Here is a 20,103-nt window from a genome sequence, read left to right as displayed (position 1 = left end):
ATCACTAAGCTTGAAAGCATGAGTCCCGAACTCGAAGCCGCCACGCCGAAAAACCGATCCAGCCAGCCACAGCCGCCGAGCCCGCAAACGCTCAAGCGGCTCCAAAGCCATATCGGGGTCCTGTCCACCACCGCCCTGAAGTATCTTGACCAGCAGCTGCCCTGGTACCGCTCGCTGGATCCGAACGAGCGCGCGGCCCTGGGCCTGATCGCCCAAAAGGGCATCTCCACTTTTGTCACCTGGTACGAGGATCCGTCCTCCACCCCATCATGGGTGGTCACCGACGTCTTTGGGGCAGCTCCCACCGAATTGACCCGTTCGATCTCGCTGCAAAAGGCCTTGGGGCTGCTGCGCACCATCGTGGAGGTCGTCGAATCCCAGGTTCCGGATATCGCCACGGAGTCCGAGCAGGCCGCCCTGCGCGAGGCGGTGCTGCGCTACTCCCGCGAGGTGGCCTTTGCCGCCGCCGACGTGTACGCGCGTGCTGCCGAAACCCGTGGCGCTTGGGACTCCCGGCTGGAAGCCCACGTGGTGGATGCGGTGCTCCACGGCGAGCCCCATGACTCGCTGGCTTCGCGGATTGCCGCCATCGGCTGGAAGTCGCAAAAGGACATCCGCATCTTGGTGGGCACCACCCCGGCAGCCAATTCGGCCACCTTCGTCACGACCTTGCGCCGGGTCGCCACCCGCTATTCGCGCGATTCGCTGGTGGGGGTGCTCGGCGACCGCTCGGTGCTGATGCTCTCGGATACCAAATTCGACGACGTCGACCTCACCCGCTTCACCCGGTTCTTCGGCCCGGGCCCGGTGGTGTACTCGCCGCTGGCCGCCACCGTCAAGGACATGCACCATGCCGCGGTGGCCGCGGTCGCCGGCTACAGCGCGGCACGCGCCTGGCCGCAGGCGCCCAATCCGGTCAGCACCGATGATTTGTGGCCCGAACGCGCGTGCAATGGCGATCAGCTGGCACGCACGGCGCTGATCGAACAGGTGTATCAGCCGCTGCAGCAAGCCTCCAACGGTCTGCTTGAAACCCTCTCCAGCTATCTGGCGCTGGGGCATTCGCTGGAAGGCACCGCGCGCGAGCTCTTTGTCCATGCCAATACCGTGCGTTATCGGCTCAAGCGGGTCAGCGAGGTCAGCGGCTGGGACCCGCTGGTGCCGCGTGACGCTTTTGTGCTCCAGTCCGCATTGCTCTACGGCCGGCTCCACGAGTTCAACTTGTAGGCTTCACCCAAAGAATGGGCATGGCGCACAACACCATTTTGCTCGCTCATAGCGCATTACGTGGGAATTCCGGTGGGGCATGGGATACTGTTTTGTAGAGTTCCTACAAATAGCCACCTTGAGCTTGGTACCGAAATGAAGCGCGAAAAGCTCCTAGAATTTGGAAAGCTGTAAGAGTGTTAGCAATCGTTTGCCCCGGACAGGGCTCCCAGACCCCAGGTTTCCTCGCCGAATGGCTCGAAGTTGAGGGTGTTGCCGATCATCTGGCAGCCCTGAGCGCCATTACCGAGCGCGACCTCACCGCCCACGGAACCGTCTCCGACGAAGAGACCATCAAGGACACCGCCGTCGCGCAGCCGCTGATTGTCGCCGCAGGCCTGGTGACCGCCCGTGCGCTGTTCGGCGATCACTTGCCAGCAGGCAGCATCGTTGCCGGCCACTCGGTCGGCGAAATCACCGCTTCGGCACTGGCTGGCGCCTTGGCTGAATCCGATGCAATGAACTTCGTCAAGGTCCGCGCCAATGCCATGGCCGAAGCGGCCGCAGCCACCCCGACCGGCATGGCCGCCGTGCTCGGTGGCGATCCTGAAGAGGTCCTCGCGGCCTTGGACGGTTTCGGGCTCACCCCGGCCAACGCCAATGGCGGCGGGCAGATCGTTGCCGCGGGAACCACCGAACAGCTGGCCGAACTGGTCGAGAATCCACCAGCCAAGGCCCGTGTGATCCCCTTGAAGGTTGCCGGCGCATTCCACACCTCGCACATGCAGCCAGCGGTGGGCACCTTGAAGGAATTGGCCGATACCCTCACGCCCGCTGACCCGAGCGTGCGCCTGCTCTCGAACTTCGATGGCCAGCCGGTCGCTGACGGCCAGGCCAACCTCGACTCCCTGGTAGCCCAGGTCTCCCGCCCGGTGCGCTGGGATCTGTGCATGGAGACCCTGGCCGAAGCCGGCGTCACCGGAGTCTTGGAACTGGCACCAGCTGGCACCCTGGTGGGCTTGGCCCGCCGCGGGCTGAAGGGCGTGAAGACCCTCGCGGTCAAGTCGCCTGCCGACCTTGAAGCTGCCCAGGCCTTCATCGCCGAGCACACTGCCAGCTAACCGGCAGAACTCAAAGATTTGCGCGCCGAACCAGTCATGATGCCACCGGCGGGCTCATCTCTGGCCTAAGCTTTAAACCGACGAAACTGCGGTGCGTGATTCATGCACCATCGTTTCAGCACATCGGCTCGCGACGGGAACCTGTCCGCAGGGATCTGTTTCAGCCACAAAGAACACCGGAGTCCTCCGGCAACTGAAGAAAAGGAGCCATCCATGGCTAGCAACGAAGAAATCCTGGCGGGCCTCGCCGAAATCGTCAACTCCGAGACCGGCCTGGACGAAGCAGACGTGCAGCTGGACAAGTCCTTCACCGAGGACCTGGACATCGACTCGATCTCGATGATGACCATCGTCGTAGAGGCAGAAGAGAAGTTCGACGTAAAGATTCCGGACGAGGAAGTCAAGAACCTGAAGACCGTAGGCGACGCTGTCAGCTTCATCGCTTCGGTTCAGGCCTAAGCTTTCGGCGTTAATCGCCACACCGTTGCGCGGGCAAGCCGTGCGCATCGGCCGGTACGTCAAGCCGGCCCCCTAAATTTCTTAATCGCACAGTAGAGAGTTTGATGATGGCGCGCAAAGTAGTGATCACCGGTCTCGGAGCCACCACCCCAATCGGCGGGGACGTCCCCACCCTCTGGGCCAACGCTTTGAAGGGCGTCTCCGGCGCCGCAACCCTGGATGATGCCTGGGTGAAGGAATACGACCTTCCGGTCACCTTCGCTGCGCGCGCTTCCGTTCAGCCAACCGAGGTTCTCACCCGCCCGGAAACCAAGCGCATGGATCCTTCCACGCAGTTCGCTGTCGTTGCCTCGCGCGAAGCATGGGCCGACTCAGGCCTGAGCAAGGAAGACATCGACCAGAACAAGCTTGCCGTGGCCTTCGCTACCGGCATCGGCGGTGTCTGGACCCTGCTGAACGCCTGGGACACCCTGCGCGAAAAGGGCCCCCGCCGCGTTTTGCCAATGACTGTCCCGATGCTGATGCCCAACGGCCCAGCAGCTGCGGTGTCCCTGGACCTGGGTGCCGCCGGTGGCGCCCACACCCCGGTCTCCGCTTGCGCTTCGGGCACCGAGGCCATGCACGTTGGCCTGGAACTGATCCGCTCGGGCAAGGCCGATGTCGTGATGGTTGGTGGCGCTGAAGCAGCCATCCACCCCATGCCAATGGCTGCTTTCTCCTCGATGCATGCGCTCTCGCGCCGCAATGACGATCCTGCCAAGGCCTCCCGCCCGTACGACATCGATCGTGATGGCTTCGTGATGGGTGAAGGCGCTGGCGCCTTGGTGCTGGAAGCCGAAGAGCACGCATTGGCTCGTGGCGCCCGCATCTACGCCGAGCTGGCCGGATCGTCGGTCACCTCTGATGCACACCACATCACCGCTCCGGATCCAGATGGCTCGGGTGCTACCCGCGCGCTGAAGGCCGCCATGTTCGACGGCCGCATCCAGCCAGAGGACGTTGTGCACGTCAACGCGCACGCAACCTCCACCCCGGTGGGCGACGCTCCGGAATACACCGCCTTGAAGAACGCCCTGGGCGATCAGCTGGACAATGTCTGGGTCTCGGCGACCAAGTCGCAGATGGGCCACCTGCTTGGCGCCTCCGGTGCCGTTGAATCGGTCCTGTGCGCGCTGGCTGTCTACCACCGCACCACCCCTGTGACGATCAACTTGGATAACCAGGATCCAGCGATCCCGCTGAAGGTAGTCACCGGCCAGCCGGAAACACTTCCAGCCGAGGGCACCATCGTGGCGCTGAACAACTCATTCGGTTTCGGTGGCCACAACGCAGTTGTCGCTATCCGCAGCGTCTAGCAATATCCCGGTTGCGTGCAACCGAATAGCCGATGGGCTGGTCCAAGGGATTCCTTGGACCAGCCCATCCTGCTTTAATTATCTGGCTTCTTCGGCAAATCGTTGTCTGATCGCACCTGTGCTTGTTACGCTCAAGATCCGCCCACCTGGCGTGGGAATTTGTTACTTCGATCAGCTCAGGAGCCATCCTCGTGCGCACACTCATCGCAACCGCATTTGTCTCGCTCGACGGAGTCGTTGAAGCTCCGGGCGGCGAACCCGAATACCGCAATTCCGGCTGGACCATGAATAGTGTCGAGTTCGATCCAGCCGCATACGAGCTGAAAGGCACCGAACAGGCTGAAGCTTCAGCCATGTTGCTGGGCAGGATCAGCTACCAGGCCTTCTCCCCCATCTGGCCATCGATGACCGAGGAATTTCCGCACTATAACGCCATGCCGAAATACGTGCTTTCCACAACGCTGGCCGAGAAGGACCTCGTAGACAACTGGGGCGAGACAACCATCCTGCGTTCGATCTCCGACGTCGCACGCCTCCGCGCGGGCGAGGGTGGACCCATCAGCATCCATGGTTCGGCAACCTTGGTTCGTTCCCTCCAAGAGCACCAGCTTATTGACCGGTACAACCTCCTGGTTTTCCCGGTCCTTCTCGGTGCAGGCAAGCGCTTGTTCAGCCAGGAAAGCATGGACGCGCAAAAGCTCAAGCTCGTGGATTCACAAACATATTCGAATGGTATCCAGAAGAATGTTTTCGACGTCGTCCGGTGACCTCATCGCGGGATGTATTCCTTCGTGATCAGTTCCAGATAATGTCCCGATGGGTCTAGCAAATAGACTCCCCTGCCACCGTGCTCATGATTGATTGCTCCGGGGTGCTGGCGTTGCGGGTCGGCCCAATGCTCGTGCTCCGCTGCGCAAATTTTTTGGTAAGCGCGGTCAAAATGCGCTTCGTTGAGCAGGAACGCATAGTGCTGAGGCGGAAAATCAATCGGTGGCGTCGCAAACTGCAGCAACACCCCACCGTCAAGGCTGATGTTGCAGAATGGCCCCCAACTGGGGGCGGGCTTCGCTTCGAGCAAGTCAGTGTAAAACTCTGCCATGCGCTGTGGATCCGTTGAAGCGATAATTGTGTGGTTGAAATGCGCGGTCATCTGTCCCTTTCAAAATATGTCCGAAAATTCTGTAGCTTGAATCTTCCGGTGAAAGGGTGGTCCGCGGATCAGGGAACGACCAGATAGCCGTTCCGGGAGTGGCTGCCTAGAGCCTGACTGGTCTTCATCGCCAATGAGTCTAGCATCCTGGGCGCGCGCCTGACTATGTCTTCAGGGTAAAACCAAGAAGTGGGATCCCAAAATGGAACCCCACTTCTCGTGGTAACAACCCCGCACCACCGGGGTCTAACTGAGTGCAGTTGTAAACTCACCCAGAGACATTAAAACCAGTTGCTAAACCACCTGGTTGAGCCATCGTACAGGTGCTTCATCGCCTGAATGGCGGAAAGGCTCGAGTTCCTCGTCCCAGGCTTCGCCCAATGCGATGGACATTTCTTGATAGAAAATTGACGGGTTTCCATCGCCCTTTTCATAGGCCCAGCGGATTCTTTCTTCGCCGACCATGATGTTGCCAGCAACATCAACGGTCGCGTGGAAGATCCCCAAGTCTGGAGTTACGGACCAACGGCTGCCGTCGGCGCCAGGGCTTGGATCCTCTGTGATTTCGAAACGCAGATGCTGCCATCCATGCATTTCACTGGTGAGCAGTGCGCCAGTTCCCTGAGGGCCAACCCACTCAATTTCGGCGCGACAAAATCCGGGTGCGACGTGCTGTTCGGTCCAGTCCATCTTGACTGGAGTTCCGAGCACGGACCCAATTGCCCATTCCAGGTGCGGGCATAGTGCAGCAGGGGCGGAATGTACAAATATCACGCCTCTGGTCATCGGTGCAGACATGCCATCCTCCGTTGCGGTGTTGATCGTCTTCCCCTACGTCAACATCGAACTGGTGCTATCGCCGCCGATAGTTCTATTTTGCCCGATGAACAGCACTTTTCGCCACCCAGGCGGGCTAAATTCACAGATTGGACGAAAATCTTCAGGCCCGAGGGTGTGCTTGGCGGTAACTTTGCCGCAATCGATCCACGGAAACATGCGTATAGAGCTGGGTAGTGGCAAGTGATGCGTGCCCGAGGAACTCTTGCACCGCACGCAGGTCAGCGCCTCCATCGAGCAAATGGGTGGCGACTGTATGGCGTAAGGCGTGTGGCCCGCTGGCGGAGGTGTCGCCAAGTGAGCGCAGGGCGCTGGCAATGACTTCACGCGCCTGCCGAACATTCAACCTGGAACCGCGAACTCCCACCAGCAAGGCGTCCCCCGCCTGCTCTGCGGCCACGACTCGTCGGTAGGAGCGTATCCATTCAATAATCACCCGCTCGGCAGGTTTGCCGAAAGGCACCATCCGCTCCTTGTTGCCTTTGCCAAGGACTCTCAACGTCCTTCGCTCAAAATCGATGTCTGAGAGATCCAAGGCAACCAGCTCACTGATACGCAGTCCCGAAGCGTAGAGCAATTCTGCAATGACCCTGTCTCGACACTGGATCGCCCTGGCTTTGGGATCCTGGTCGATTCCATCGCCTTTCTGCCTGGCTGCCTCGTTTTCTTCTGTAGGACCAGCATGTTCCGACAGGAGCCTGTCGATCTGGCTGGGCTGAAGTATGTGCGGCAGCCGCCGCTCTTTTTTCGGTGCTGCCAATCGCAAGGCCGGATCATTCTCAACCAGATGGTTCTTCAATGCCCAAGCGAAGAAGTTTTTCACCGCGGAGATGCGGCGGGCCAATGTTGTCCGAGAAACTGCGGACTCATGCAGGTATGCCAGCCAGTCTCGAAGCATTTGGACAGAAATCTGCTTCAATGCCGGATCCCCGGCGTGTTCGTTGAGGAACTGTCCGAGGTTTCGGAGATCTACGTCGTAGGCGCGCAGGGTATTTTCGCTGCGGCCGCGTTCGCGCTGCAGGTACTCCAAATAGTCGGCCACGGGTTCGGAGAATTTTGCCGACGGGCCGGTGGAGCGCTTCGAGGCAGGATCGTGCTTCATCACCACCGAGCTTACCCGAAGGCAGTTAGTTGCCCTGGTAGACCAGTTTCCACGATAGGCCATCGGTGCTGGCCAGCCCGAGTGCCTCCAGGCGGGCTACCGCCTGCAGCGTTTGAATCATCGGCACACCACTGCGCGCTGAAATTTCATCAACCAGCAGCGACTTGGAAAACGACATGACGTCGTAGACCATGCCTTCATCGCGGCCCAGCTGATCTGTTGGTCTCTGGGGCACCTGATCCACGCGTGAAGCCTGGGTGCTGCGGTCGGCGCCGACGAGAGCGAGGGCATCTTGCGGTGAAGCAAGCAGCGCGGCGCTTCCCTCGGCGATCAGCCGGTGGCAGCCGGCGGAATTCGGAGCGAACACGCTTCCGGGGACGGCTGCGACATCGCGGCCTAGCTCAACCGCATGGCTGGCTGTATTCAGTGCTCCAGAGCGGTGTCGTGCCTCCGCGACGATAACCAACCTGCTCAAGGCGGCAATGATCCGGTTGCGGTTCAAGAATCGAAAACGAGCTGATGTGGTCCCCGGCGGGACTTCCGACAGCAGGACGCCCCGCGCGACAATTTGGTTGAGCAAGTTGCTATTGCCTGATGGATAGAGCCGATCGATACCGCCGGCCATCACGGTAATGGTCGGCGGGTTCGGGTAGGCCCAGTCTTCAACTGTCAGCGCTGCCCGGTGGGCGCTGGCATCGATGCCGTAGGCTCCCCCGGAGACGATGGTGTACCCACGCGTGGCAAGGGTCCTGCCAAGGTCGAAGGTCACCTGGTCGCCATAGTCACTGGCATCTCGAGAGCCGACGATCGCTACATTCGTCGCTACCTGTGCTCCGGCAAGAAGTTGCGGTTCACTGGCCCGCCACCATAGGCACAGGGGTCGTCCCAGGTTGAGGTCGTCAAGCTGAGTTGGCCACATTGCGTCCGTTGGGATCAGCAGCCCTCCATTATGCCGGGCCGCGGTATCCAGTGCGGCCACGGGGTTGCTCAGCGGCAGCCTCTTGCGCCAACGCGTCAGTGCGGCTTTCAGGTCCTGCGCCATATTCGAGGTGGTCTTCACCCCGAGGATGTCGTCGACCTGGGACTTGAGCCCCCATGGCACGAAGTCTGCTCTTCGAATCAGTGCAATCAGTTCCTGGGGGCTCATGAGTTCCAGCAGGGCACTCGCGGTGTAGTCGTTGGGCTCAATCAGTTGGTTCAAGTGCGCATATGTCAGCCGTTCCTGATTCGTGCGATCGTCCACTGGAACAGGATTTGAATTGATGGACATTCGATGGCCTAACTATTCTCAAGACTTTGGCGCAGATGCGCTGCAACGGCCAAGTCGTCTTCGGTGGGAGCTGCGTGCTGTTGTTGGTCGGCGACTGTCCAGGCCACCCGCAGCAGACGGTGGATTCCTCGGGCCGAAAGCCCGCGGCGAGCAGCAAGTTGTTCCAAAGCGGCCTTGGTTTTTGCCGGGTATCTCAGCTCATGGCGCAGTATTTGCGTTGGAATTTGGGCATTGCAGCTAATGGCGAAGGGGCGAAGCCGCTCCTGGCTGCGCTCCCTTGTTGTGCGGACTCGTTCTCGAACTATGGCGCTGGATTCATTCTGCGTGGTACTCAACAGCTGCGATTGGTGTACCGGATTCACTCGAACTTGCAGGTCAACGCGATCCAGAATGGGCCCGGATAGCCTGGCGAAGTAGCGCCGGCGGGCCATGGGCGTGCACGTGCAGCCGGTTCCCGTCCCGAAGTTCCTCCCGCAAGGGCAGGGATTGGAGGCGAGGATGAGCTGGAATCGGGCGGGCAATCGCTGATGGCTTCTGGCCCGGGCCAGGTTTATATAGCCTTCCTCGATGGGTTGGCGAAGCGCGTCAAGAACGCCGGTATTAAACTGGGCGGCTTCATCCAAAAACAGGATCCCGTGATGGGCCCGCGTTATCGCCCCGGGGATCAGCTGCGCAGTTCCACCGCCAATCAGCGCGGACAGCGAAGACGTGTGGTGTGGTGCGACGAAGGGCGGGGTGCGCTGCAGCTGGTTGACCTCGTGCATTGCACCGCTGGTAATGGAATGCACTGCCGTGGCCTCAAGGGCCTGGCTGTCATCCAGCGGGGGAATGATCGTGGGCAGGCATTTGGCCAGCATGGTTTTCCCGGCGCCTGCCGGACCGACCATGATCAGGTGGTGTCCCCCGGCAGCTGCGAGTTCCAGCGCCAGGCGCGCTTCCTGCTGGCCGTTGACCAGCTGCAGGTCTGCCTCGTCATGGCTGGCGCTGGCCAGAGTGGATAGCGCCGGAGCGACGGCAGGGCCCGGGTGGTGCAAATGCATAGTGATCAGTTCCTTCTGCGCGCCACAGAATTCCAGCACTTGCCCCAGATGCCGGGCGGACTTCACCTCGATTCCCTCAACCAGCCGTGCCTCATTGCCATTGGCTTCAGCCACAATGACACGATCTAATCCGTGTTCCTTGGCCAGTTGAACTGCGGGCAGAACACCGGGAACTGCACGCAAAGTGCCCTCCAGGCCAAGCTCGGCCAGGTACAACGTGGAGGGGCTGGCAAGCAACTGGTGATCGGCAGCCAGCGCGGCGACAAGAATTGCCAGATCAAAGCCGGAACCGTATTTGGGCAGGGTCGCCGGGGACAGATTGACCGTCAGTTTGCGGTTGGCCAGCGGAATGCCGGTGTTCCGCGCCGCCGCCTTGATACGTTCCCGTGCCTCATTCAGCGAGGCATCGGGCAATCCCAGGATGATGAAGCCAGGGATGCCGTTTCCGAGATCGGCTTCCACTTCTATCAGCGACACGCTGACCCCGTGGATGGCCGCAGCGCTGGTTCGTGCAGTGCTCATGCTTGCACCGATTGATGCAGAAGGAAGGTGTACCCCGGGCCTTGGGGGTAGACCTCGAGAATATCAACGCGGGGTTCGGCGATGAATGTCCGGTGGGCTTGGGCCCAAAGTATCAGCAGCCTGTGAAGCCTGCGGTACTTCTGCGCGGTGATGGCATCAAAGCCGGTGCCAAAGCGGGTTGAGGACCGCGTTTTAACCTCGACGGCCACAATCTGGCCGTTGCCGGCGCGAGCCACGGAATCCAGCTCCCCAGCGGAGCAGCGCCAGTTCCGGTCGAGGATTTCATACTGGTGGTCGCTGAGGTAATTGGCGGCGGCCAGTTCCCCGGCCGCGCCCAATCGTTGTGCCGCGGTGCGCATAATGGCTCCTGAATGTTTGGACTATTGGTCCTCAACATTTTCGGAGCTTCATCCCCGCGCGTGCGCCGCAGGCAAGCGGAGTGTGGAAAACCGGCGCTAGGAGTCCAGCCCCTCCTTGGGGATCTGCAGCTCGTCACGATTCAGTTCCTCGACGTTGACGTCCTTGAACGTCAGCACCTTCACGGACTTCACAAAACGCCCTTGCCGGTAGATGTCCCACACCCACGCGTCGGTGAGGTTCAGCTCGAAGTAGACTTCGCCGGCGTTGCTCAGCGTTTTGACGTCTACCTGGTTGGCCAGGTAGAACCGCCGTTCGGTCTCGACCACGTAATTGAAAAGCCCCACCACGGTTTTGTACTCGCGGTACAGCTGCAGTTCCATGTCGGACTCGTAGTTTTCCAGATCGTCGCCAGCCATCACTTTGCTTTCTTTGTTGTGGCTTCACCATGGGCCGAGTCGGCCTGCGAAGTCAAGTTCCAGCTTTTGCGGTGGTAATCGCAGGGGCCCTGTGCACTGATTGCCGCACGATGCGCGGCGGTTGCGTAGCCCTTGTTGATTTCCCAGCCGAAGTCGGGGTGGGACACGGCCAGATCGGTCATGATGCCATCGCGTTCCACCTTGGCCAGGATAGAGGCCCCAGCAATCGCCTGGCAGGTCATATCGCCCTTGATGATGGTGGCCAGCGGAAGGTGCAGGCCCACCGGTTCGCGCTCGTCGGCGAGCATATCAAAAAGGTCCGGTTCCGGGGCGGTCAGCCAGTCGTAGCTTCCGTCCAGCAGGATGGCTTGGGGCGCGACGGCGCATTGCTCCACGGCGCGGGTTCCGGCCAGGCGCAAGGCGGCGGTGACGCCCAGGGCATCGATCTCCTGGGCTGAGGCATGGCCGACGCCGTGGCCCACGGCCCAGTCGCGCACCTTGGGCACCAGCTCTACGCGCGTTTCCGGGCGCAAGAGCTTCGAGTCGCGCAGTTCCGGGAATTCGCGCACGCTCTCGATGTCGATCACGGTAATGCCCACGGTAATTGGCCCGGCCAAAGCGCCGCGGCCTACCTCGTCGACCGCGCCAATAAAGCGCACGCCGTGGCGCGCCGCCAGGGCGCGTTCGTGGTCGAGGGTGGTTGGCTGGTTCTTGGTGGCTGTCATGATCGCTGGCAGGCTAGTTGCTGGCCGGGGCCGGGACGTTGGCGAAGACTTCATCGTGGGAGTCGATGGTGCCCCAGCGCGAGGTTGGCCACGAAATGATGGAGGTCCGGCCCTGTACGGAGTCCATGTCCACAAATCCGCCTTCGATATCGGTGTGGAAGCGCGAGTCGGCGCTGGCTGCACGATGATCGCCCATGACCCAGATCTTGCCTTCTGGCACGGTGACCGAGAATTCCATGTCCGATGGCTGGTTCCCGGTGTAGATGTAGGGTTCGTCGATCGCTTCGCCATTGATCATGATCTTGCCGACGGCCGCATCGTATTCGACAGTGTCTCCTGGCATGCCGATGATGCGCTTGACCAGGTACTGCTCGTCGGCGGCCGGAAGGATTCCCACGAAGGAGAGCACGTTTTCAAACGCCGTGGGCGACTGCGCCAATGGCGGCAGCCAGCCCAGGTCGTCACGGAAAACCACCACATCGCCGCGGTTCAGTTCAAAGGGGCCGGGGACCATCAAGTTCGCGAAGATGCGGTCGTTGACTTCCAAGGTGTGCTCCATGGAGCCCGAAGGAATGTAATAAGCGCGGAAGAAGAAGGTCTTGATCACGAAGGAGAGCGCCAAGGCTATAACCACGATGATGGCGATTTCACGGATGAAGCGCCATATCTTGTATAGCGGTCCCTTGTCCTGGGGATTTTCAGCTGGTGCGGCGCTCACAGTTCGATTAGTACCTTCCAATATCGCGTAACACACCCCATCTTACGTGCCAGCCGGTGGCGAATCGTTCATTATCGGCTTCGCCTGAACGGTGTGGGACGCAACAACGGCCAGCCCTTTGCGGGCTGGCCGTTGCGAAATAGTGTTCTGCTCCCGCGCGGTCGGGTCATTGGAGAGGAAACCAGCTACGAGTTGGCGGGCGAGCCTATACCGCCGCTGGACTTGAAATCCACGGGGATATCGCCGACTGGCTGATCAGCTTCGATCAGCTTGGTGATCGCTTCGATCTGGCTCTTGTCCACCGAGAGCGTAATGCCGCCGGTTTCAGGATTCAACGAATAGGCGTGGATCGAATTGCGGATCGGGTTCTCCTGCTTGCCCTGCCACGTCATGATCTTTTCGATGGCCTGGCGCAGTTCCTGGCTGCTGTGCTTCACGATATGCCCGACGGCACCGGCTTCTTCGATCGCAGCAAGCTGGCCTTCATCAGTTGTCGACACGTGCAGCTTGCCGTTCTTGATCCAGCCCTGGACATAGTTTTCGCCGAGGTCTGCGGAAAGCTTGTCGTTGATCTTCAGCAGCGCGTTTTGGTCCACGGAATTCTCGCTTTGGTTCTCGGAGGACGCGGTGGGAGCAGAGGTCGCGGAGCCCGAGGACTCTTTGGTTCCTGGGTCCGTTCCTTGCCCGCAACCGGTCAGCAGCAAGCTCGCCATGAGGGCCGTTGAGGCCAGCGCCAATGGAGTGCGGGATGTTCTGGAGTTGAAATTCATAATTGCACCTCGGTTTTTGCGTACCCATAGCCTTCTTGACTTCGAGGCTATAGGCCTTTTCGTAAAACAGTCAGTGAGCCACATGTGCACTAACTAAAAAGTGTCCCGCTACCTGTGGTGAAGTAGCGGGACACTTTCAGAGGTTCCTAGAACCTATGGGTAATTCATTCCTTAGCCGTGGCGGCGGTTGCCGCGGCGGAACAGGAGGAAGGTTGCACCGACCAGAGCCAAGGCGCCACCTGCAGCGATCAAAGGAGCGCTGCTCGAACCGGTGTCGGCCAGTGGATCGTCCTTCTTAGGAGTTTCCTTTGGCGTTGCCGACTTGGTTGGCTGGTTGGACTCGTCGTCCTGTGGAGCTTCCGAAGACTCTTCGGTCTCGGACTCGGAAGGCTCCTCAGAAGCGGTCTCAGTAGCAGTCTCGGTAGGCGATGCCGACTCCGAAGGCTCCTCAGTAGCAGTCTCAGTTGGCGTTGCCGACTCCGAAGGCTCCTCAGTAGCAGTCTCGGTAGGCGTTGCCGACTCCGAAGGCTCCTCAGTAGCTGTCTCGGTAGGCGTTGCCGACTCCGAAGGCTCCTCAGTAGGAGTTGGAGTTGGAGTCGGGGTTGGCGTAGGAGTCGGAGTTGGCGTTGGAACGGCTACAACGATGACGTTGCCGTTCGTGGTTGCCGACTTGTCGAAGCCCTTGTGCGCCTGCAAGGTGAACTCGTATGCGCCAGTCTGTTCTGGTGCAGAGAACGTGAAGTCTCCGTTGGAGTCAACGGTCACGGTGTCCACGACTTCGCCGTTGACGATTACGTCAACCTGGGTGCCTTCTGACGCGTCCTTGACGTTACCGGAGATGTCGCTTCCAGCTTCCACCTCTGAACCATTTTCAGTGGTGATGGCAGGAGCATTGATGAAGAGCTTGACCTGGTAGTCCTTGACTCCATCAATACGAGTCAGCGCGTCCTTCAGGCCGGTGTACATGGCGATGTCATCCGAAGTGTCCTCTGCGCCGTCTTCGCCAGGACCGTTAGCGGAGTTAATGCCGATGGCCTTGTTGCCGATCAATACGGCACCGCCCGAGTCACCCTGGTCCAGGACATCCTGGCCCGGGTTATCTGCAGTGTATCCCCAGACGTCACGCAAGGTGCCGTCCATGCCCTGGACGAAGAAGATGCCCTCGCCGGTGATGGTCGAGCAGCTCCACCCGGTGGTTGCACCTGAAGAGCAGGCTTCAGCGCCAACAGCGCCGGCAGCTACATCGGTAACCTTGATAACCTGGTCGCGCTCGTCGCCACCTGCAGGCCACTGCGAAACGGCTGCGTGAAGGTTCAGCGCAGGGTTGATCGATTCAACCACCGAAATGTCGGTGCCAGGGTTCTCGGTATCTACGTCTTCCCAGGTCGCGTCAACCGGGTAGCCCGAGTTGCCAGGGCCGCCGAACTGGGCGAAACCGAATGTGCCCAGCGCGTCGGTGTAGCCGAGGAAATCGTTCGGAGCGTTTGCTTCCAGGACATAGGTGTCGGTCATGGAGCCGTCTTCGGTGCAGTGACCGGCGCTCAGGATGGCGTTCTTGCCGCTGGCATCCCAGGCGTTGAAGCCGATCGAGCAGCGTGAAGCGGGAGCTTGGCCGTTCTGGCCGATCGCGTAGCCCATGCCGCCATAGATGTCTTCATTGGCTCCGGGCTTGGCAGCACCGTTGCCGTCCTTTTCCGATGGAGCAAAGACGACGTCAGAGGCTGCCACATGCTCTGCGAACTGCTCCAAGGACAATTCGCCGTCAGCGACAACCTTCTTGGTGATCTCGCGCTTCTGTCCCTCGATCGAGCCAGGGCCCGAGGCGATGATCTTGACGACCTTCTGCCCCTTGACCGTGGTTTCCACGATCGCGGTCAGGCGGCTCAACTCGGTGCTGTCAACATTGTCGACGAGCTCCTTGTAGACGCCCTCAGCAGTAGACAGGTTGTTCTTGTTGATTTCCAGGGAAACAGAAGCCTTGGAGGCTTCGACGATTGCCTTGGCCTTGGCAGCGTCCTTCTTGCTGACCTCGATCTCAACTTTGCCGCCCTCGACAGACGAACGAGCTTCGATACCTTCGTCTTCAAGATTCTTGTCAACTGCTGCAGCGGTCTCGCTGGACTTAGAGTCTTCCAGGTACTCGTCAACCGACTTGTCCAGGTCGCGCTCGATGGCCTCCGGCAGTCCGGTGGTATCCACCGAATTTTCCGTGGCGGACGAGCTTGCGCTGTTGGCCTCGCTTGAGGAGGCCGACGGAGAAGGCGAACCCTTCGTCTCCTGCGCGGCAACGGCCGGCATGAAGCTGCTGCCAACTACCAAAGCGGTAGCGGCTGCAGCAACGAGGCCACGTTGCGCAGTCTTGTTATTTGGATTTGGCATTAATGCTTCTCCCACATTTATGGTGCGAGTGCCCTCGCGGCCCCTACCTCTAGGCGCGCATCTAGGCACAGGTGTTGTTACCAAAATGAAACACTAGCCGCTTGACACTATGGTTTTCAAGTGCCGAATCAAACGAAAATACAAACCTCGCCAGCCAAATCACCTAGTCAATAGGCGTGGTCGAACTTCGACCAGATCACATTCCAACGGAAGGGCCCATTGGTTTAATATTGGAATTATCTTTCTACGCCCTAGTCAGAGTCGCCAATTCTGTGAATAAGCGCAAAAATTGCATACGAAACTCACAGAATCAGCTTGGTGCCAACACCCGACATGAATATTTGCATAATTAAAAAAACAACCGTGCCGGATGGGGAGTTCTCCCCATCCGGCACGGTTAATCAAAGGTACATATCCAGCAAATCAATTGATGGCTGCCTTCTGGCTCAGCGGCCAGGCAATGCTCGTTGCCTTGCCGGTGACGCGGTCAACGCTGATCATTCCCCCGCCACTGGCCCCGAGCAATGACCGCGAGTCCTTGGACGTGGAGCGGTGATCGCCCATTACCCACAAGCGTCCTTCGGGGACCTTCACCGAGAATTCCTGGTCGCTCGGTGCGTTGCCGGCAAAGATATAGGGCTCGCTGATGGGCTGGCCGTTAACGGTGATCTGGCAGTTGGACCCCTTGCATTCGACGGTGTCTCCCCCAATGCCGATGACGCGTTTGACGTACTTGCTTCCGGTTCCTGCCAGGCTGAAGGCGCCGAGCAGATCGTCGGCGAAACCGTCCCTGGCGTAGGGCAGGAAGGAACCGCGCCCGTCGAAGACGATCACGTCCCCGCGCTGCGGCGGCGCGTCCTGGTAGGCGCGGCGGTCAACGGCGATGCTCTGGCCCGGATTCAGGGTCGGCTGCATGGAGTTGGAGTCGATATGATAGAGGTCGATCACCGTCGCGCGGAAGATGATGGTGCTCAAAAGGCCAAGAATGATGGCGAGTACAGCGAAGCGCCAGACCCATGAAAAGGCCCGGCGCTTCACCATTGCTCGCTCGCTGCGGGCAATCTGGTTCATCGAAGAACGCAGATTACTTCTTTGTGTTGAAGTCACGCTTCTCGCGGATGCGAGCAGCCTTGCCGTGACGATCGCGCATGTAGTACAGCTTTGCACGACGAACGTCGCCCTTGGTCACAACCTCGATCTTTTCGATGATTGGGGAGTGAACCGGGAAGGTACGCTCAACACCGGTGCCGAAGGAAACCTTGCGGACGGTGAAGGTTTCGCCAACGCCCTGGCCCTGGCGGCCCAAAACGTAGCCCTGGAAAACCTGGACGCGCGAGTTCTTGCCTTCGATGATGTTGACGTGCACCTTCAGGGTGTCGCCAGGACCGAAAGCTGGGATGTCTGAACGCAGCGAAGCTGCATCGACGGAGTCAAGAATATGCATGTTGCATCTCCTAGGATCAATGCCGCAGGTCACCGAATCCTCGTAGCGGGGCCCATCGCCGGCCTCAGGCCTGGCGAACTCCCCGGAACGTTTACCACCGACTGGCTCTAGCAGTCGATGCGGCGGTTCTTTTAGATCCGGTCTTCCCCCTGCGGCAGGAGCCAGACAAAAACACGCCAAGAAACAATTATGCCGTATCGCTGGGGTTCGCGCGAGTCCAGCCAAATTCCTGCTGCCGTGATGTTGGCCTCTTGCCCGGCTTTGGCCAGGCATCCTTCAGCTGCCGCCGCTCTCCCCGGTGCCTGCCCCAGTGGCCCAATCCAGTTCGGATTTCGGGGTGATGGCCCCGTCAACCACAGCAAATCCGTTGTGCCACAGGGCATCGCGGTCACGGCGATTCAAGCTTTGGACATCCATCTGGGTGATCAGGTCCGGCCGGCGGGCGGCCGTGCGCTTGATCTGCTCGTCGCGGCGGAACCGGGCCACTCGCTGGTGGTTTCCGCCAAGCAGGACCTCGGGAACTTCGCGGCCGCGCCATGCTGCGGGCTTGGTGTATACCGGGTATTCCAGCAGGAGATCCGAGTGGGATTCCTCCACCAGGGATTCCGGGTTGCCAATGACGCCGGGAATCAGCCGGGCGATGGCCTCGACCATCACCATGACCGCTACTTCTCCCCCATTGAGCACGTAGTCGCCGATGGAAACGGGAATGACGTTGAAGTTCTCGTGCGCGTAGTCGACAACGCGTTCGTCGATGCCTTCGTAGCGTCCGCAGGCGAAGACCAGGTGCTCTTCTTCCGCGAGCTCATAGGCCATCTGCTGGTTGAACACCGCACCGGCCGGCGACGGGACGATCAGGGTCGGCTTGGGACCCTGGGCACCGGCAGGGCGCACGGAGTCCAAGGCCCGGCCCCACGGCTCGGGCATCATCACCATGCCGGCGCCGCCGCCGTACGGGGTGTCGTCCACCTTGCGGTGCTTGTCCTCGGTGAAGTCGCGCAGGTTGGTGACCTTCAAATCCAGGATGCCGTCTTCGGCGGCCCGGCCGATCAGCGAGAGCGAGAGTGGCTGCAGATACTCGGGGAAAATCGAGATGACATCTAGGCGCATGGTTTAGTGCTCTTCCTCGGTGGAGTCGTCGCTGTTCAGGGTCAGCAGTCCGGCAGGCGGGGTGATGACCACGATGCCAGCTTCCGGATCGACCTCCGGCACGAATTCGTCCACGAAAGGCAGGTACACCTCGTTGCCATCGGTGTCCTCGAAGACCAGCAGATCCTGTGCGGGGTTGGTGCGCAGTGCAGTGATGACGCCGACCTGCTCGCCCTCGAGCATGACCTTCAGGTCGAGCAGCTCGTGCTCGTACCATTCATCCGAATCGTCTTCGGGCTCGTCGGAAACCTCGATTTCAAGGCGGGCCCCGCGAAGGGTTTCGGCCTGGTTGCGGTCGTTGATCTCCTGGAAGGAAAGCAGCAGGATGGTCTTGTTCCAGCGGGCGTTCTTCACGGTGAGGCTCTTGACCGGACCGTCGATCACGATCAGCTCCTCGCCTGCGCTGAAGCGCTCCTCGGGGGTGTCGGTCTGGACCTGAACGGTAACTTCGCCACGGATACCGTGGGGCTTGCCGATGCGGGCAACCTGCAATCGCATAGTCTGCTGCTCTTTCTGCATTGTGTGGGGGTGAAACACGAAAGGAGTTTCCGTCACCAGTGGGACGGAAACTCCTTTCGAGATGAAGCCAACGAAGTGTTGGGCTGCAGTTGCTTAGCCGCGGCGGCGGTCGGTGTCGATAACATCAACACGAACCGATTCCTTGGCCAGCGCTGCCATGACGATACGCAATGCTCGTGCGGTGCGTCCCTGGCGTCCGATCACGCGACCGAGATCCTCAGGGTTGACCCGAACTTCGAGCAGATCGCCGCGGCGGGTGGACTTCAAGGCAACCTTGACGTCTTCCGGCTCCTCGACGATTCCGCGCACCATATGATCCAGCGCATCAACGAGCACTGTTACTCAGCCTCGGTTGCTTCGGCCTCTGCCTCTTCAGCAGCTGGCTTCTCAGCCTTCTTGGTGATGGCCTCAGGAAGGATCACCGAACCCTTTTCAGGAGCAACGAATGCTGGCTTAGGCTCGGCAACCTTGTAGGTGCCTTCCTGGCCATCGATGCCCTTGAACTTCTGCCAGTCACCGGTGATCTTCAGCAGTGCGTGTACCTGCTCGGTTGGCTGAGCGCCAACGGACAGCCAGTACTGTGCACGGTCCGAATCGATCTCGATGATCGAAGGGTTCTCGGTTGGGTGGTACTTACCGATCTCCTCGATGGCACGGCCATCGCGCTTGGCGCGGGAGTCCATGACAACAACGCGGTAGAAAGGTGCGCGCATCTTACCGAAGCGCTTCAGACGAATTTTAACGGCCACTGTAGTGGTCACTCCTGTTTCTCAACATGGTCGAGCACGATTTTTAGCACCTGTGGGGCAGGCCTTACTTCTCGCGCTCTAAAAAGGACAGGATTCGAAGCGGAGAGAGGGGCCACAACAAATCGAGTACCCTGCAATTATGCCAGAGAGCTTGGTTGCTGGCCAACTCTATTCTGCTGGCGAGTCGACCTGTGCCCATGAGCTTGATCACGTGGCGCGTGATGAGCTGGATCGCGCACGAGTCCGTGGTGAATCAATTCTACTCGCCGCCCCGGTGTTGCCGGCTGCCCGGCGCAAAAGGGCTCCGGCGACTGGGTACATAATGCCCTTGCCCGTTACCTTGTTGATAGCTCCTCATTCAGAGGATGATAGGAGCTGTCGGCCAACCAGTCCCGGCTCGAAAGACCGGAAACATCCTTGTGCTGCGGCGGAATATGGGCTTCCAGCGTGGAATGCTGGCCGCGGCGTCCTTCCAGGCGCGGATGCTCGGCCACCATGAGCGTCCCGTCGATCACCGTCACCTTGGTTTGGTTCAGCTGCGTGCTCAACGTGCGGCCGACCAGCGGATACGGCAGCGAGTAATACTGGTAATCGCAATGAACGTGATAATTCGGTCCCACCTTCAACTGCTTGTATTCAACTTGCTCGAACCGGTACGGCGGCAAGGGTCTGGGCAAGGATTTCTCTGAACTGGCAAACAGTTCGGCCCGGCTGATCTCATTGGTGCGGTGCACCTTGGAATCCACATGTTCCAGCCGGTCTTGCACTGCCTCGTTGAGCTGCTCAAAGCTCCCGAAGTCCCCGCCGGCCAG

Annotated in this window: 23 protein-coding genes; 5 read left to right on the top strand and 18 right to left on the bottom strand. The window is 60.0% G+C overall.

The window, feature by feature from the left end; translation table 11 throughout:
- The first annotated feature begins 18 nt into the window (after window positions 1-18).
- The 5 genes from H6F58_RS06710 (at window position 19) to H6F58_RS06690 (ending at window position 4,908) form a co-directional block, all read left to right on the top strand.
- Entirely contained in the window at window positions 19-1,227 is a 1,209-nt protein-coding gene (locus H6F58_RS06710) for a helix-turn-helix domain-containing protein (RefSeq protein WP_060701514.1), read from the top strand.
- A gap of 176 nt (window positions 1,228-1,403) precedes the next feature.
- On the top strand, window positions 1,404-2,327 hold the full coding sequence (locus H6F58_RS06705) for an ACP S-malonyltransferase (RefSeq protein WP_146275056.1): 924 nt from the start codon (window positions 1,404-1,406) through the stop codon (window positions 2,325-2,327).
- A gap of 213 nt (window positions 2,328-2,540) precedes the next feature.
- Window positions 2,541-2,786 (top strand): acyl carrier protein, encoded by a 246-nt coding sequence (locus tag H6F58_RS06700; RefSeq protein ID WP_060701512.1) that lies wholly within the window; start codon window positions 2,541-2,543, stop codon window positions 2,784-2,786.
- Between the two features lie 107 nt (window positions 2,787-2,893).
- A complete protein-coding gene (locus tag H6F58_RS06695; RefSeq protein ID WP_195181564.1) occupies window positions 2,894-4,141 on the top strand; it encodes a beta-ketoacyl-[acyl-carrier-protein] synthase II in 1,248 nt (415 codons plus the stop codon).
- Window positions 4,142-4,332: 191 nt separating this feature from the next.
- The gene (locus H6F58_RS06690; protein ID WP_102597712.1) at window positions 4,333-4,908 is read left to right on the top strand and encodes a dihydrofolate reductase family protein; all 576 of its coding nucleotides are present in this window, start codon (window positions 4,333-4,335) and stop codon (window positions 4,906-4,908) included.
- Between the two features lie 2 nt (window positions 4,909-4,910).
- Here H6F58_RS06690 and H6F58_RS06685 read toward each other — a convergent pair whose 3' ends face one another.
- The 18 genes from H6F58_RS06685 to H6F58_RS06600 all read right to left on the bottom strand — a co-directional run bounded on the left by H6F58_RS06685 (window position 4,911) and on the right by H6F58_RS06600 (window position 20,025).
- A complete protein-coding gene (locus tag H6F58_RS06685; protein WP_195181398.1) occupies window positions 4,911-5,291 on the bottom strand; it encodes a VOC family protein in 381 nt (126 codons plus the stop codon).
- Window positions 5,292-5,585: 294 nt separating this feature from the next.
- Window positions 5,586-6,089: a DUF3145 domain-containing protein gene (locus H6F58_RS06680; protein WP_060701508.1), complete on the bottom strand. Its 504-nt coding sequence runs from the start codon at window positions 6,087-6,089 to the stop codon at window positions 5,586-5,588.
- Between the two features lie 142 nt (window positions 6,090-6,231).
- The gene (locus H6F58_RS06675) at window positions 6,232-7,230 is read right to left on the bottom strand and encodes a tyrosine recombinase XerC (RefSeq protein WP_206693520.1); all 999 of its coding nucleotides are present in this window, start codon (window positions 7,228-7,230) and stop codon (window positions 6,232-6,234) included.
- A gap of 25 nt (window positions 7,231-7,255) precedes the next feature.
- Window positions 7,256-8,431 carry a DNA-processing protein DprA gene (gene dprA / locus H6F58_RS06670; protein WP_195181397.1) on the bottom strand — a complete coding sequence of 392 codons (1,176 nt, stop codon included), beginning with the start codon at window positions 8,429-8,431 and terminating at the stop codon, window positions 7,256-7,258.
- Between the two features lie 77 nt (window positions 8,432-8,508).
- Window positions 8,509-10,062 (bottom strand): YifB family Mg chelatase-like AAA ATPase, encoded by a 1,554-nt coding sequence (locus H6F58_RS06665; protein WP_195181396.1) that lies wholly within the window; start codon window positions 10,060-10,062, stop codon window positions 8,509-8,511.
- A complete protein-coding gene (locus H6F58_RS06660; protein ID WP_195181395.1) occupies window positions 10,059-10,421 on the bottom strand; it encodes a YraN family protein in 363 nt (120 codons plus the stop codon). The genes H6F58_RS06665 and H6F58_RS06660 overlap by 4 nt, the downstream gene beginning before the upstream one ends.
- 96 nt (window positions 10,422-10,517) lie before the next feature.
- A complete protein-coding gene (locus tag H6F58_RS06655; protein WP_022876618.1) occupies window positions 10,518-10,838 on the bottom strand; it encodes a DUF2469 domain-containing protein in 321 nt (106 codons plus the stop codon).
- Window positions 10,838-11,563, bottom strand: coding sequence for a ribonuclease HII (locus tag H6F58_RS06650; RefSeq protein WP_195181394.1), 726 nt, complete (start codon window positions 11,561-11,563; stop codon window positions 10,838-10,840). The genes H6F58_RS06655 and H6F58_RS06650 overlap by 1 nt, the downstream gene beginning before the upstream one ends.
- 13 nt (window positions 11,564-11,576) lie before the next feature.
- Window positions 11,577-12,281: a signal peptidase I gene (lepB, locus tag H6F58_RS06645; protein ID WP_348536380.1), complete on the bottom strand. Its 705-nt coding sequence runs from the start codon at window positions 12,279-12,281 to the stop codon at window positions 11,577-11,579.
- Window positions 12,282-12,466: 185 nt separating this feature from the next.
- Window positions 12,467-13,051, bottom strand: coding sequence for a hypothetical protein (locus tag H6F58_RS06640; protein WP_195181392.1), 585 nt, complete (start codon window positions 13,049-13,051; stop codon window positions 12,467-12,469).
- Window positions 13,052-13,222: 171 nt separating this feature from the next.
- Window positions 13,223-15,430, bottom strand: coding sequence for a S1 family peptidase (locus H6F58_RS06635; RefSeq protein ID WP_195181391.1), 2,208 nt, complete (start codon window positions 15,428-15,430; stop codon window positions 13,223-13,225).
- 423 nt (window positions 15,431-15,853) lie between these two features.
- Window positions 15,854-16,501 carry a signal peptidase I gene (gene lepB / locus H6F58_RS06630; protein ID WP_195181563.1) on the bottom strand — a complete coding sequence of 216 codons (648 nt, stop codon included), beginning with the start codon at window positions 16,499-16,501 and terminating at the stop codon, window positions 15,854-15,856.
- 13 nt (window positions 16,502-16,514) lie between these two features.
- Window positions 16,515-16,874 (bottom strand): 50S ribosomal protein L19, encoded by a 360-nt coding sequence (gene rplS, locus H6F58_RS06625; RefSeq protein ID WP_060701496.1) that lies wholly within the window; start codon window positions 16,872-16,874, stop codon window positions 16,515-16,517.
- 276 nt (window positions 16,875-17,150) lie between these two features.
- A complete protein-coding gene (gene trmD, locus H6F58_RS06620) occupies window positions 17,151-17,984 on the bottom strand; it encodes a tRNA (guanosine(37)-N1)-methyltransferase TrmD (RefSeq protein WP_146275046.1) in 834 nt (277 codons plus the stop codon).
- A 3-nt stretch (window positions 17,985-17,987) separates the two neighbouring features.
- Window positions 17,988-18,521, bottom strand: coding sequence for a ribosome maturation factor RimM (gene rimM, locus H6F58_RS06615; RefSeq protein ID WP_060703369.1), 534 nt, complete (start codon window positions 18,519-18,521; stop codon window positions 17,988-17,990).
- Window positions 18,522-18,635: 114 nt separating this feature from the next.
- Window positions 18,636-18,878: an RNA-binding protein gene (locus tag H6F58_RS06610; protein ID WP_060701494.1), complete on the bottom strand. Its 243-nt coding sequence runs from the start codon at window positions 18,876-18,878 to the stop codon at window positions 18,636-18,638.
- 2 nt (window positions 18,879-18,880) lie between these two features.
- The gene (gene rpsP / locus H6F58_RS06605) at window positions 18,881-19,291 is read right to left on the bottom strand and encodes a 30S ribosomal protein S16 (protein ID WP_060701493.1); all 411 of its coding nucleotides are present in this window, start codon (window positions 19,289-19,291) and stop codon (window positions 18,881-18,883) included.
- 335 nt (window positions 19,292-19,626) lie between these two features.
- Window positions 19,627-20,025 carry a hypothetical protein gene (locus tag H6F58_RS06600; protein WP_195181390.1) on the bottom strand — a complete coding sequence of 133 codons (399 nt, stop codon included), beginning with the start codon at window positions 20,023-20,025 and terminating at the stop codon, window positions 19,627-19,629.
- Between the last annotated feature and the right edge of the window lie 78 nt (window positions 20,026-20,103).

This window comes from Glutamicibacter sp. FBE19, assembly GCF_015524875.1.
GTDB lineage: Bacteria > Actinomycetota > Actinomycetes > Actinomycetales > Micrococcaceae > Glutamicibacter > Glutamicibacter halophytocola.
This window is presented reverse-complemented; position numbering and strand designations above follow the sequence as displayed.